Origin of the sequence: Curtobacterium sp. NPDC089991 (genome assembly GCF_044748425.1) — a bacterium.
In the GTDB taxonomy this organism is placed as follows: Bacteria; Actinomycetota; Actinomycetes; order Actinomycetales; family Microbacteriaceae; genus Curtobacterium.
In genome coordinates, this window is the sequence record NZ_JBIVGB010000004.1 from 13,836 (window position 1) to 26,703 (window position 12,868).

Below are 12,868 nucleotides of genomic sequence, written 5' to 3' on the forward strand. Positions count from 1 at the left end.
GCCGGTGACCAGGAAGGTCGCCGTGCAGTACGCCGTCACGGTGTGGCGGGATCGGCCGCGGCGCGGGCTCGTGCTCGCCGTGCTGTCGGTGCCGAGCAGCCTCGTGATGGCGGGGTGGAAGGTCGTCCTGTTCTGCGCGGCCCCCTCGTTGTTCCTCGCCGCGACCGTGGTCTTCACGCTCGGGGTCGCGGCCGCGAAGGTCTGGGCCGTCCGTCGGCACCGACTGTCGTTCGCGTTCGATGCGTTGAACGGCGACCGGATGCGGTTCCGGCAGGCCGGACACCGGTGGATCGGGGGTGCGGTGACCGCGATGTCCGTCGTGTTCGTCGGGTGCAGCGTGCCGATGCTCATCGGGAGGGCGCACCCCGTGCACTACGACCAGTGGGTGGCGATCGTCATCGCGGCGGCGACGTTCGCGGAGCTGGGCATCGGGGTCTGGGGTGCGGTGACCGCGCGCAAGGACGGGGAACCACTCGTCGAGGCGACGAAGCTCGTGAACGTCGCCGCCGCGGTGGTCCTGCTCGTGCTGACCCAGTCGGCACTGCTCTCGTTCGCGGGAAGCGCCGAGGACGCTGCTGCGTCCACGGGTGCGAGCGGGGTGTTCCTCGGCGGTGTGGCTGCGGTGATCGGGCTCGCGATGGCGCTGCGACGGTTCCCGGAAGCGACGGCACCTCGGCCGGCACCGACCTCAGTCGACCAGGCCGGCCTGGAACGCGAACGCCACGAGTTGGGCCCGGTCGCGGGCGTCGACCTTCGCCATGGCCCGGTTCACGTGGGTCTTGACCGTGAGTGGTGAGAGGAAGAGCTCGGCGCTGATGGCGTCGATGCCCTGACCTCGGCTGACCATCACCACGACGTCGCGCTCGCGAGCGGTGAGGGCCTCGAAGCGCCGGGTCATCTCCGGGTCGACGGAGGACGCGGGGGTGCGGGCGACCTGTCCGATGAGCGCCGCTGCGGCCGCCGCGGACAGCGCCCCTCCGCCCGCTGCCACCTCCTCGATCGCCGCGACGAGCTCTGCGGGCCCCGCGGCCTTGCTGAGGAACCCGTTCGCCCCGGCACGCAGCGCCGCGAAGACGAGTTCGTCCTGGTCGAAGGTCGTCAGCATGACGATGCGCACCTGCTCGGCGGTGCGCTCGGCGCGGATCCGTCGGGTCGCCTCGACCCCGTCGATGCCCGGCATCCGGATGTCCATCATGATGACGTCCGCCGGGACCGACAGCGCCGTCTGCACCGCGACGAGCCCGTCCCCGGCCTCGCCGACGACCTCGATGCCGTCCTGGCGGTCGAGGATCGCACGGAGCCCCAGTCGGATCATGTCCTGGTCGTCGACCAGGATCACTCGTGTGGTCATCGTGCTCCGTTCGCGGTGGGCAGGCGGACGCGGACGACGAACAGGACGCCGTCCGCCGCGGCCTGGACGGACCCTCCGACGGCGGCGACGCGCTCGCGCATGCCGACCAGACCGAGCCCGCTGCTCCGGCCTGCGACGGGGTCGCTCGCCGGGGTCCGCCGGCGGGGGTTGCGGACCTCGAGGACCAGGTCGTCACCGGCGCGGGCGAGTGTGACGGTCGTCCGGCCCTCGCCGTGCCGGTGGGCGTTGGTGAGCGACTCCTGCACCACCCGGTAGACCGTCACACCGATCGGCACGGAGACCGGGCCGACGTCGTCCAGTCGGGCATCGACGTCGAGGCCGATCCGATCGTACGACGCGATGAGTCCGGGGAGCTGCTCGATGCCGGGGGCCGGAGCCGTCGGGTCGTCGAGGTCGGCGCCGCTGCCCGACGCCGAACGGAGCACCGTCAGGACGTGCTGGGTCTCCGTCAGGACGTTCCGCACGCCGTCCCGGGCGGCATCCAGCGCACGCCGGGCCTCGTCGGCCCCGGCGGGCAGGGTGACCTCGGCGACCCCGAGCTGCATGCTGACCACCGCGATCTCGTGCCCGATGACGTCGTGCAGGTCCCGCGCGATCCGGACGCGTTCCTCGGCCACGCGGCGCTCGGCCTCGAGTTCCCGCGTGGCGACGGCATCGGCGGCGCGCTGTTCCAACGACGCCCGGTACTGGTGCTGCACCCGCAGCCCCGAGCCGATGGCCGCCGCGGCGACGACGGAGATGAGGGCGCCGAGGGCGGTCGGTACCGCACCGCCCTCCCCCGGCGCGAGGAGCGTGCCGATGACCACGCCGGGAGCGACGATCGCCGCGGCGCGGACCGGGTGCCCCTGCCGCGAGGACACCGCGAACAGCAGCAGCACCGCGCAGCTCCAGGTCACGATCGGCGACCACCCGGACAGGCCACCGAGCACCGGCGCGACCGTGGCGAGGCCGAGCGCCGTCCACGGTGTCCACGGCGCCGCGACGACGGCGAGCACGGTCGCGGCGACCGCGATGCCGGGCCCCGGGCCGGCATCGGCCGCGATCACCCGGCCCGACTCGATCGCGCACGCGAGCAGGACGACGGCGGCGGTGCCGCGGAACACCCAGCGGTCGTCCGGACGCCACGAACCCCAGATCGCTCGCAGTCGCCGCATGCACTCATCCTGTCGTGCGGGTCAGCGGTCCGACTACTGCGAACGCAGTAGTCGGGGGTACCACCGATCGGGGACCTGCCCGCGGCCCGTCCCCGGGACGATCGACACCAGGCCGGAACGATCCGGCACCGACCGGAGGACCCACCATGACGCTGACGAACACCGCCGCTCCCGCTGCCACCACGTACGACTACTGCACGGTCGACGTCCCGCGCGGCAAGGACGCCCTGTACGCGGACACCTACCGCAACTTCGGCTGGACGTCCGACGGCTCGGACCGGACGGGCGCACTGAACCGCCGGCACACCCTCGGCCTCCGCCGCGACCGTGCCGTCCGCTCCGTCGAACTGACCGAGCTCCAGCAGAACGCCGAGACCGCCCTGGCCACGATCGACGCCCTCGAACGGTCCCGCACGACCGCGGCGTCGGTGGTCGCGTACGCCCTCGGCGCGATCGGCAGCGTCCTGCTGGCCGCCTCGGTGTTCGCCATGCAGGACACCGTGGCGGTCCCCGACCTGCTCGGCGGGCTCGACCCGGTCACGGTGTTCCTCGTCGGGGCCGGTGGGCTGGTCAACTGGGCGATCGCTCCCGTGGCCTTCCAGCTCGTCCGCGCGGCGCGCACCAAGCGGATCCGTCCGGCCGTCGACCGCCAGTTCGACGTCGTCTACGGCGCGTGCGAGGCGGCCAGTCGCCGCCGGACCGCCTGAGCGCGGGCCGAGCCCGATGACGAACACCATCGCCCGGGAAGACGCTGTCCTGCACGCGCCGGTCCCCCGCCACCTGGAGACCCGGGTGCTGTACGCACCGACCGCGTTCGTGCCGCTTCACCGGCACACCCTGGAGCAGTTCGGCTGGACGGTGACCGTGCAGGGCGGACGGCTCGGCACGACGTCCCTGCTGCTCCAGCGGCTGCGCACCCGGCCCGACGCGGCCCGACCGCTCCTCGAGCGTCGTGCCGAGCGGGCGCTGGCCCGGATCGCCGCCCTCGAGCAGCAGCCGGCCCGGTTGGCTGGTGTGGTCGCCACCGCGGGTTCCGCAGTCGCCGCGCTGGCGGTCGCGCTCGGCGGTCTGCTCGCCCTCGGCGGGGACCCGACGCTCGTGCCGGTCCTCGTCGGTGCCGGCGTGTGGATCGCCGCCGTCGCCGCTGCGCCCGGCATCCGGTCGTGGCGCACCGAGCGGAACCAGACCGCACTCAGCCGGGAGTACGCCGCGATCGACGCGTGCACGCACCCGGCCGACGGGTCGTGACGGCGGCGGAGCCCCGCGCACGACGCACACAGGAAAACGGCCCGGTGGGATCCCCACCGGGCCGTCGTGTGTACGGAACCGACGGGTCAGTCCGCCAGGCGGATCGCCAGGGCCGGGCAGACCGCTGCGGCGTGCCGCACCGCCTCGACCTGGTCGTCGGCGACCTCGTCGGTCAGCAGGACGGCGATGCCGTCCTCGTCCCGCTGGTCGAAGACGTCCATCGCGGCCATGACGCACTGGCCACTCGCGACGCACTTGTCCTGTTCGAGGATGACCTTCATGATTCGTTCCCTCCGGTGGTCGAGCTCGCGCTCGTGGTGGTGTGGTGGTCGACGGGGCACCACGTGACGGGGAGCTCGTACACCCCGTAGACGGCACCGTCGTGCTTGAACGGGACCTCGTCGAGCGGGACCGCGCGAGCGAGGGTGGGGATCCGACGGAACAGCGTCGGGTACACGACCTGCAGTTCGACCCGGGCGAGCGGCTGGCCGAGGCACTGGTGCACGCCGAACCCGAACGCCACGTGGTTCCGCGGGTTGCGGGTCAGGTCGAGCCGGTCCGGGTCCGGGTAGACGTCCGGGTCCCGGTTCGCCAGGTCCGTCGCGACGATCACTCCGTCACCGGCGCGGATCGTGGTACCGGCGACGTCGAGGTCCTCGGTCGCCACGCGCTTGCGTCCGTCGTGCGTGATGGTCAGGTAGCGCAGGAGCTCCTCCACCGCCGAGGCGACCAACGCCGGTTCGGGGTCGTCGAGCAGGCGGTCGCGCTCGTCCGGGTGCTCGAGCAGGGCGAGCGTGCCGAGGGCGATCATGTTCGCGGTCGTCTCGTGCCCGGCGATGAGCAGCAGGATCCCCATCTGCACGGCCTCGCCCTCGGTCATGTCGCCGGCGGTGACCCGGGCGGCGATGTCCGTGAGCAGGTCGTCGCCGGGTTCCGCCGTCTTGCGGCGGAGCAGCGACGTCAGGTACGCACCGAGCTCGCGGAACGCCTGCTGCCGTTCGTCGTCGGTCGTGGTGCGGCGGATGATGGTCTTCGAGTGCGCCTGGAACCGGTCGTGGTCCTCGTACGGCACGCCGAGCAAGGCGCAGATCACCAGGGACGGCAGCGGGAGCGCGAACGCCTCGACCAGGTCGACCGGGTTCGGGCCGGCGAGCAGCTGGTCGATCAGGTCGTCCGTGATCCGCTGCACCACGGGGCGGAGCGCCTCGATGCGTTTGATCGCGAACGGCGCGGTCACCATCCGCCGCAGCCGGGCGTGGTCGGGGTCGTCCATCAGGATGAAGGACAGCCCGCCGCCACCGCCCGAGGCGCTGGCGGAGGGGTACCCCGGGTTGGCCGCGTCGGCGCTGACCGACAGGCTCGACAGCACCTGCTTGCCCTCGTCGTAGCGGGTGACGAGCCACGGCTCGCGGCCGTCGGCCAGCGTCACGCGGTGGACGGGGCCGTCCTCCTGCAGCACGCGGGCCGCCGGCGGCGGGTCGAAGGGACACCCGGCGGTCCGCCGGTCCATCGGGAACGTGTCCGGTCGGTCGACGGTGATCGGTGGGTCGGTCATGGTCTGCTCCTCTGTGTTCGGGTGACGGCCCCGGTCAGGCGACCGGAGCGGACGGCACCGGTCAGCCGACCGGTGCCGGGCTCTCGGCGGCAGACGCCGCAGACGCGGCAGACGCGGCAGACGCGGCTACCGGCACGTACCGGGGACGCAGGCGCATGCTGGCGATCCGCGCCTGCTTCGGCATCCCCCACCCGAGTGCCCCGACCGCCTCACCGGCGTGTTCGGCCACGGCGACGAACCGGCCGTCCTCGGGGTGCCCGTCGACGACGGTGACCCGGTCGGCCGAGGTCATCTGCCCGAAGACCTGCACGCGGGTGCCGTGCTGGTCCGTCCAGAAGTACGGCACCGGCGTGTACGGCACGCGGCGCCCGAGGACGTTTCCGGCGACGACCTGCGCCATCTCGGTCGCGTTCGTGCGGTTCTCGAGCCGCATCGAGCGCCCCATTCCGACGTGGTGGAAACGGGCGACGTCGCCCACGGCCCAGACGCCGGGTGCAGCGGCTCCGAACGCGTCGCAGTCGACGCCGTCCGTGACCTCCAAGCCGGACGCCTCGAGCCACCCGGTCGTCGGGCGGGACCCCACGGCGACGACGACGACGTCGGCCGCACGGCTCGGGCCGTCGACGAACTCCACCGTGTCCGCGCGACCGTTCCGGCCGCGCACCCGCGCGGCGCGGACCCCGCCGAGCAACCGGATGCCGGCCGCCTCGTGCTGTGCCGCGAGGAACTGCGAGCCGAACCCGCCGAGCTGCCCGGACATCGGCGCACGGATGCTGCCCGCGAGCGTGACGTCCACGCCGAGGGACGCGGCGGTCTGTGCCACCTCGCTGCCGAGCACGCCGTTCCCGAGGACCAGCAGCGGCCCCTGCAGCGTCTGCAGTCCCGCTCGGAGCCGGTCCGCGTCGGCCCGGGTGCGGAGGACGTGCACGCCGTCGAGCCCGACCCCCGGGATCGCACGCGGCGTGACACCGGTGGCGATGACGACGTGGTCGGCGGCACGGGTGGTGCCGCTCGTCGTGGTCACGGTTCGGGTCGCGACGTCGAGGGCGACCGCGCGGTCCCCGAGCACGAACTCGGCGTCGAGGCCCGCGAGCTGCTCGGTCGAGCGCAGCACCAGGGCGTCGGCGCCGATCTGCCCGGCCAGGTACTGCTTCGACAGCGGTGGCCGGTCGTACGGGTCCTCGGTCTCGCCGTCGAGCAGTGTCAGCCGGCCGACGTGCCCGTGGCGGCGGAGCGCCTCGGCCGTCGCGACACCGGCAGCCGAGGCGCCGACGACGAGGACGGATGCGTGGGGATCGGTCCGAGGGACTCCGCTACTGGCCATGCTCCGAGCCTCGCCGGGCCCAGCAGTGCCGGACTACTCCGGGCGGACCGACCGGGATACCGCAGACACAGTACTCGCCGCGCCCGACGATCGAGCACCCTGGACCGGTGACCCGCACCCGCACCGAACACACCGCCCTGATCGTCGTCGACCTGCAGGCCGGGACCGCGCCGTACCAGCGCACCCACCCCGTCGAGACCGTCGTGGCCAACGTCGAGACCCTCGCCCGCGCCACCCGTGGCGGCGGCGGCACGGTGGTGTTCATCCGCCACGACCCTGCCGCGACCCCGGCAGGCGCCACCCAGTACGGCGGCGGCCCCCGCCCGGCTCCGGTCGCCTACGGCTCCCTGCTGCTCGAACGGGCCGACGCCGACGGCAACCTGACCCGCGGCGGGTGGAGCGCCTTCGCCGGCACCGGCCTCGACGAGCGGCTGCGCGCCGACGGCGTCACCGAGGTGGTCGTGGTCGGCCAGGCGACGACCTTCGGCGTCGAGTCCACGGCTCGGGCCGCGTACGACCTGGGCTACGACGTCGTCCTCGTCGAGGACGCCACCAACGACCCGGACCCCGACGCCCACGCCGCCCGGTTCCGGTCGGTGTTCCCCGCCCTCGGCGTCGTCGTGCAGACAGCCGACCTGGCGGGGCCGGGCGCGGCCTGAGCGGCAACCGGGCGGCGGACGGGAGGCCCGTGGCGGGCCCGCCGTGTGCCTCCCGTCCGTCACGTGCACCGTTCAGGGCCGACCCTGTAGGACGGACGGAGCCGAGCGCACGCTCGCCCCGACCCGAGGAGCACCCATGGCCGCGAAGACCATCGTCATCACCGGCGCCAGCGACGGCATCGGCGTCGCCGCTGCGCGGGAGCTCGTCCGCCGCGGGAACGAGGTCGTGGTGGTCGGTCGCAACCCCGCGAAGACCGAGCGGGTCGCCCGCGACCTCGGCGTCGACCACTTCGTGGCCGACTTCTCGGACCTGTCCGCAGTCCGGGGGCTCGCCGACGACCTGCTCGAACGCTGCCCCCGGATCGACGTGCTGGCCAACAACGCCGGCGGCATCTTCAGCGCGGGCCGCCAGGTCACCGTCGACGGTCACGAGCTGACGTTCCAGGTCAACTACCTGGCGCCGTTCCTGCTCACCGAGTTGCTGATGGACCGACTCATCGCGTCCGGCGGAACGGTCGTCAACACCTCGAGCGTCGCGAACAAGCTCTTCGGCCGCGTCGACATCGACGACCTCGACGCCGAGCGGCACTTCCGAGCCACCAAGGCCTACGGCGACTCGAAGCTCGAACAGATCCTGTTCACCAAGGAACTCGACCGCCGGTACCGCGACCGAGGTGTGACGTCGACGGCGTTCCACCCCGGCACGATCAGCACCGGGTTCTCGAACGACAAGACCTCGCCGATGTACCTCGTGTACCACACGCCCCTGCGCCACGTGTTCCTGACGACCCCGGAGAAGGGTGCCGACACGCTCGTGTACCTGGCGGACAACACCCCCGGTCGCGACTACCCGACCGGCGAGTACTACGTGAAGCGCAAGGTGGCGGCACCGAACGCGCAGGCCGAGGACGCCGACCTGGCGCGCGAACTGTGGGACCGGAGCGTGGCGATGCTGCACGCGGTCTGACCGGGCGCGCTCCGCGTCGGTCGTCGGCGCGCTACGCGCCGGTCTCCGGCGCAGGGGTGACCGGCGGCTGCGCCTGCCGCAGGCCGGTGACCAGCAGCGTCACGATCGTCCGCACGTCGTAGTCCGGGTCCTGGGGGCTCCACGCGACCAGGTCGCCGACGGCGCGGAGCAGCTGGTACGGCGACACCGACGCGACCACGTCGCCGGACGCGCGAGCGTCGTCGAGCATGCGGCCCAGCACCGGGACGAGCTCGTCGACGAACAGCGTGTGCAGCGCGGTGAAGCCGTCGGCGTCGCCCTCCCACACCCTCGCCAGGCCGTGCTTCGTGCCGAGGAAGTCGACGAACTGGTGCACCCAGCGCAGGATCGCGTCGAACGACGTCGGCGCCGAGTCGAGCAGCACGGGGCCGGCCTCGGCCAGGGCCTCGATCTGGTGCCGGTAGACGGCGACGACCAGGTCCGAGCGGGTCGGGAAGTGCCGGTAGAGCGTACCCACCCCCACGCCGGCGGCGGCGGCGACCTCGCGCACCGGCGCACCGACGCCGGACGCAGCGAAGACACCGGCCGCGGCGTCGAGGATCGTCCGCTCGTTCCGTTCGACGTCGCGGCGACGCCGGGGCGGGGCGGTGTCGTTCGAGGGCGCGGTGTCGTTCGACGGCGTGCTCATCCCCCGATCATCGCACGGCCTGCACCCGGAACGGAACGCCGATCCGTTTCGCTTGCAATCCGGAGCGCTGTTCCGTATCGTTCCGGAACGTCGCTCCGTTTCGAGCGACGACCGCTTCCGGAAGGACTCCCGATGTCAGCAACAGCACCGCTCCCCCAGGTGATCAGCGTGCGCCCCGTCACCCTGCCCGCGCCATCACGCGGCCACGACCTCGAGGTCCGGATCACCGCCCCGATCACGGGCACCGAGCTTCCCGTGATCGTCTTCGCCCACGGCTTCGGGCAGTCGATGACCGGCGGCGATCCCCTCGTCGACCACTGGACCGCCAACGGGTTCGTCGTCGTCCAGCCCACGTTCCTCGACTCGACGAAGTACGGCCTGACGCTCGACGACCCGCGCTACCCGACGATCTGGCAGACCCGGGTCGACGACCTCGAGCGGGTCATCGACGACCTCGACGTCCTCGTCGCCGCCGTCCCCGGTCTCGCGGGACGTGTCGACCAGGCGAACCTCGCGGTCGCCGGGCACTCGTGGGGCGGCCAGTCCGTCGGCATGCTCCTCGGCGCCCGGGTGATCGGGTCGGACGGACAGCCGGGCGAGGACCGCACCGACCAGCGCGTGCGGGCCGGGGTCCTGCTCTCCACCACCGGGTTCGGTGGACCCGACCTGACGCCGTTCGCGCAGGAGCACTTCCCCTTCATGAGCCCGGACTTCAGCCAGCTGCGCACACCGTCGCTCGTCGTCGCCGGGGACCACGACCAGTCCCGGCTCTCCACGCGCGGGCCGGACTGGTTCACCGACGTCTACCACCACAGCCCCGGCGCCCGGCACCTGGTGACCGTGCACGGCGGGGAGCACCTGCTCGGCGGCATCCAGGACTACGCGTCCACCGCCACGACCGACGAGAGCCCGGAGCGCGTGGACCTGGTCCGCCGCACCACGACGGCGTTCCTCCGGACGGCGCTCGGGCTCGACGCCGACGCGTGGTCCGCGACGGCCGACGCCATCGCCTCTGCCGAAGCCGGCGACGCAGTCGGCCACATCGACGCAGTCGGCCACATCGACTCGAAGGAGAACCACTCGTGATCACCGACCAGCGCCCGCTCCCCACCCCCTTCACCGCATCGTCCACCGCCACCGACGTCCTCGACGGTGTCGACCTGACCGGCCGGGACGTCGTCGTCACGGGCGGTCACGGCCGCCTCGGACGCGAGGCCAGCCGCGCCCTCGCAGCCGCCGGCGCCACGGTCACCGTCGCGTCCCGCGACACCGACCGCGCCAGCGCCGCCGTCGCCGGCATCCCCGGCGTCCGGGTCGAGCAGCTCGACCTGACCGACCCGGCGTCGATCGACGCCTTCGCCGCACACTGGACGGCCTCCGGACGCCCGCTCCACGCCCTGGTCAACAACGCCGCGATGCTCTTCACCCCGGACCGGCGGCTCGACGCCCGCGGCAACGAGCTGTCGTTCTCGACGTCCCACCTCGGGCACTTCCGGCTCACGCGGGCGCTCCTCCCTTCCCTGCTGGAGGCCCGTGGTGCGCGGGTTCTGAACGTCACGTCCGGCGCCGCCCGCTTCGGGCAGATCCGGTGGGACGACCCGGCGTTCGCCAGCGGCTACGACGCCGCTGCGGCCTACGGGCAGGCCAAGCGGGCGAACGTGCTGTTCGCAGTCGAGCTGGACCGCCGGTACGCCGACCGGGGCATCCGATCCTTCGCCGCGCACCCCGGGGTGGTCATCGGCCCGGGCCCGCACGACGACTCCCGGATCGCCTCGTACCGCGAGCAGGGGCTGGTCGACGACGACGGTTCGACGGTGGTCGACCCCGAACACGGCAAGAAGACGATCGAGCAGGGGGCGGCGACCCTCGTGTTCGGTGCCGCGAGCCCGCTGCTCGACGGCGTCGGCGGGGTCTATCTGAAGGACAGCGACGTCGCGGTGATCGACGACGAGGTCCGGCCGCTCACCGCGGACAGCATCCCGTCGGACGCGAACTCGGCGATGCTCGACGCCGACGACGCCCGGCGGCTGTGGGAGGTCAGTGTGCAGCTGACCGCCTGAGGGGGCGCCGTGCCCGCTGGTAGCTTCGGTCCCATGACGCGACCCCGAGGGACCGCACCACTCACCGTCGGCCTCGCGGGCGCTGCCGCCGGTGCTCTCCTCGGGTACTGGGGTGGCAGCCTGATGCTCTCCGGCGGCCGCGAGGCCACGGTCGGGGACGGCCTGCCGCCGTACTCGCTCGTGGTGGTGGTCATCGCCGCGATCATCGGCATCGGGGTCCCGCTCGTGGCCATCGGCTGGTACTTCCGGCAGAAGGTCTCCCTGGCCGGTCAGCCCCACCGCGTGCAGGCGCTGTGGCTCGGCCTCGTCTGGGGGACCATCGCGATGCTGCTCGCCGGAAGCCTGAACGGCATCGCGAGCCTGCTGCCCGGCGGCCTGATCTGGCCCGGGCTCGTCGAGGAGTTCCTGAAGCTCCTGGTGCCCGTCATCCTGCTGCTGTCCTCGCGCACCTACCGTTCGCCGCGCCTGGCGGTGTGGCTCGTGTTCGTCGCCGCCGCCTGGTTGGGGTTCCTCGAGGGCATCAGCTACATCATCACCTCGCTCGACCCGATCCTCGACGGCGGATCCGCTCCGTCCGATGCGCCGTTCATCATGATGATGGACGTCATCGTCCGCATCCTCGCCGAGGTCTCGCACCCGCTGATCACCGTCGTCGCAGCAGTCCTGATCTGGCTCGCCGCGAAGACGCTGCCGACGGGCAGGGCGATCGGTGTCGGCGTGCTCGCGTACCTCGGCGCCGCTGCGATCCACGGCCTCAACGACGCCGTGATCCAGGGGCCGGTCCGCGACTGGAACGTGCCGGTCAGCATCATCCTCGAAGCCGTGTACGTCGTCGCGGTCTTCGCGTTCTGGTTCCGGCCGCAGGTACGACGTCTGCAGGGCGACGGCTCAGCACACCGATGACCGGCTCCGCCGGTACCTTCTCTTCTGGTGCAGACGACATGCACCACAGGGCGATGCAACGCACGAGGGGACACACCATGGCCACAGGGGCTCGACGGTACGGCAGGGCGATCGAACGGCAGGACGGTCGGGACTTCCCGTTCTACGACGGAGACCCGATCCGGATCCCCGCATGGCAGTGGGTGACCATCGTCGTCGCGTGCGTGGCCGGCATCACCGTGCTGAGCTTCTACCCGGCGGCGGACAACATCCAGTCGCTCGTGCCACGGTTCCTCTTCACCGCGATCATGCTCGCCGTCCTCATCGCCTTCACGAAACGACACTGGGCGCGCATCTTCCAACGCACCACTGCACGTGACTTCGGCACCATGATCGTGTTCGCGATCCTCAGCCTCATCGTGTCGTTCACGGTCGGGATCATCGTCAAGGCGATCTTCGGCAGCAACGCCAACACCGCGACCGACGGCATCCACGGCGCGGGCGAGATCGTCGCGTTCTACGTCGGGACCGCGATCCAGCTGTTGGGCGAAGAGCTCTTCACGATCCTGCCGTTCCTGGCGGTCATGGCGCTGTGCCACCGCATCGGACTCACCCGCACCCAGGGCATCCTCATCGCCTGGCTCGCGACCGCGATCTGGTTCGGTGCAGCGCACCTGCCGACGTACGGGTGGAACTTCGCGCAGGCGTTCCTGATCATCGGCATCGCACGACTGGTCCTCACGCTCGCCTACATCCGCACGAAGAACATCGCGGTCAGCACCGGCGCACACATCATCAACGACTGGGTGCTCTTCACCGCCGCGATCATCGGGGCGACAGCGAGCGCCTGAACGGCGTCACGCGCGGGGCGCGTTGGACGCACCACAGAGCGGACGGGAGGCGCGGTGCCAGCTGGCACCGTGCCTCCCGTCCGGTGTCCTGGCAGTGCACCCCGCGCCCCGGCGCGGACTCGTAGGGTC

15 protein-coding genes are annotated in these 12,868 nt (G+C 72.3%); 9 read left to right on the plus strand and 6 right to left on the minus strand.

Translation table 11 applies throughout. The features are described 5' to 3' along the window. The first annotated feature begins 4 nt into the window (after positions 1-4). Positions 5-796, plus strand: coding sequence for a hypothetical protein (locus tag ACIPV1_RS12215; RefSeq protein WP_402726476.1), 792 nt, complete (start codon positions 5-7; stop codon positions 794-796). On the opposite strand, the gene ACIPV1_RS12220 is transcribed toward ACIPV1_RS12215, so the two are convergent. Both ACIPV1_RS12220 and ACIPV1_RS12225 read right to left on the minus strand, forming a co-directional pair. Next, positions 689-1,351: a response regulator transcription factor gene (locus ACIPV1_RS12220; RefSeq protein WP_123293819.1), complete on the minus strand. Its 663-nt coding sequence runs from the start codon at positions 1,349-1,351 to the stop codon at positions 689-691. The two genes, ACIPV1_RS12215 and ACIPV1_RS12220, sit on opposite strands and share 108 nt — an antisense overlap. After that, positions 1,348-2,526 carry a sensor histidine kinase gene (locus ACIPV1_RS12225; RefSeq protein WP_402726477.1) on the minus strand — a complete coding sequence of 393 codons (1,179 nt, stop codon included), beginning with the start codon at positions 2,524-2,526 and terminating at the stop codon, positions 1,348-1,350. The genes ACIPV1_RS12220 and ACIPV1_RS12225 overlap by 4 nt, the downstream gene beginning before the upstream one ends. 146 nt (positions 2,527-2,672) lie before the next feature. Here ACIPV1_RS12225 and ACIPV1_RS12230 point away from each other — a divergent pair, with 146 nt between their 5' ends. Together ACIPV1_RS12230 and ACIPV1_RS12235 are read left to right on the plus strand one after the other, a co-directional pair. Next, complete coding sequence (locus tag ACIPV1_RS12230; RefSeq protein ID WP_123293817.1) at positions 2,673-3,233, plus strand: hypothetical protein; 561 nt, start codon at positions 2,673-2,675, stop codon at positions 3,231-3,233. A 16-nt stretch (positions 3,234-3,249) separates the two neighbouring features. Continuing rightward, entirely contained in the window at positions 3,250-3,774 is a 525-nt protein-coding gene (locus ACIPV1_RS12235) for a hypothetical protein (protein ID WP_402726478.1), read from the plus strand. 86 nt (positions 3,775-3,860) lie between these two features. Here the strand turns inward: ACIPV1_RS12235 and ACIPV1_RS12240 are convergent, their stop codons facing one another. The 3 genes from ACIPV1_RS12240 to ACIPV1_RS12250 all read right to left on the minus strand — a co-directional run bounded on the left by ACIPV1_RS12240 (position 3,861) and on the right by ACIPV1_RS12250 (position 6,653). Continuing rightward, positions 3,861-4,055, minus strand: a complete 195-nt coding sequence (locus ACIPV1_RS12240; protein ID WP_123293815.1) for a ferredoxin — start codon at positions 4,053-4,055, stop codon at positions 3,861-3,863. Beyond that, a complete protein-coding gene (locus tag ACIPV1_RS12245; RefSeq protein ID WP_402726479.1) occupies positions 4,052-5,329 on the minus strand; it encodes a cytochrome P450 in 1,278 nt (425 codons plus the stop codon). Before ACIPV1_RS12245 ends, ACIPV1_RS12240 begins: the two co-directional genes overlap by 4 nt. A 61-nt stretch (positions 5,330-5,390) precedes the next feature. Then, positions 5,391-6,653 carry an NAD(P)/FAD-dependent oxidoreductase gene (locus ACIPV1_RS12250; protein ID WP_402726480.1) on the minus strand — a complete coding sequence of 421 codons (1,263 nt, stop codon included), beginning with the start codon at positions 6,651-6,653 and terminating at the stop codon, positions 5,391-5,393. A 107-nt stretch (positions 6,654-6,760) separates the two neighbouring features. Here ACIPV1_RS12250 and ACIPV1_RS12255 point away from each other — a divergent pair, with 107 nt between their 5' ends. Together ACIPV1_RS12255 and ACIPV1_RS12260 are read left to right on the plus strand one after the other, a co-directional pair. Then, positions 6,761-7,312, plus strand: a complete 552-nt coding sequence (locus tag ACIPV1_RS12255; protein ID WP_402726481.1) for a cysteine hydrolase — start codon at positions 6,761-6,763, stop codon at positions 7,310-7,312. A 136-nt stretch (positions 7,313-7,448) separates the two neighbouring features. Further along, positions 7,449-8,279, plus strand: coding sequence for an SDR family NAD(P)-dependent oxidoreductase (locus ACIPV1_RS12260; protein WP_402726482.1), 831 nt, complete (start codon positions 7,449-7,451; stop codon positions 8,277-8,279). A gap of 31 nt (positions 8,280-8,310) precedes the next feature. Here the strand turns inward: ACIPV1_RS12260 and ACIPV1_RS12265 are convergent, their stop codons facing one another. Next, positions 8,311-8,946 (minus strand): TetR/AcrR family transcriptional regulator, encoded by a 636-nt coding sequence (locus tag ACIPV1_RS12265; protein ID WP_402726483.1) that lies wholly within the window; start codon positions 8,944-8,946, stop codon positions 8,311-8,313. Positions 8,947-9,078: 132 nt separating this feature from the next. On the opposite strand from ACIPV1_RS12265, the gene ACIPV1_RS12270 reads away from it, so the two are divergent. From ACIPV1_RS12270 to ACIPV1_RS12285, 4 genes are all read left to right on the plus strand, one after another. After that, positions 9,079-10,032 (plus strand): alpha/beta hydrolase family protein, encoded by a 954-nt coding sequence (locus tag ACIPV1_RS12270; RefSeq protein ID WP_402726484.1) that lies wholly within the window; start codon positions 9,079-9,081, stop codon positions 10,030-10,032. Then, positions 10,029-11,006, plus strand: a complete 978-nt coding sequence (locus ACIPV1_RS12275) for an SDR family NAD(P)-dependent oxidoreductase (protein ID WP_402726485.1) — start codon at positions 10,029-10,031, stop codon at positions 11,004-11,006. The genes ACIPV1_RS12270 and ACIPV1_RS12275 overlap by 4 nt, the downstream gene beginning before the upstream one ends. A gap of 33 nt (positions 11,007-11,039) precedes the next feature. Next, entirely contained in the window at positions 11,040-11,909 is an 870-nt protein-coding gene (locus tag ACIPV1_RS12280) for a PrsW family glutamic-type intramembrane protease (protein ID WP_402726486.1), read from the plus strand. 77 nt (positions 11,910-11,986) lie between these two features. Next, the gene (locus ACIPV1_RS12285; RefSeq protein WP_402726487.1) at positions 11,987-12,739 is read left to right on the plus strand and encodes a CPBP family intramembrane glutamic endopeptidase; all 753 of its coding nucleotides are present in this window, start codon (positions 11,987-11,989) and stop codon (positions 12,737-12,739) included. The last annotated feature ends 129 nt before the right edge of the window (positions 12,740-12,868 follow it).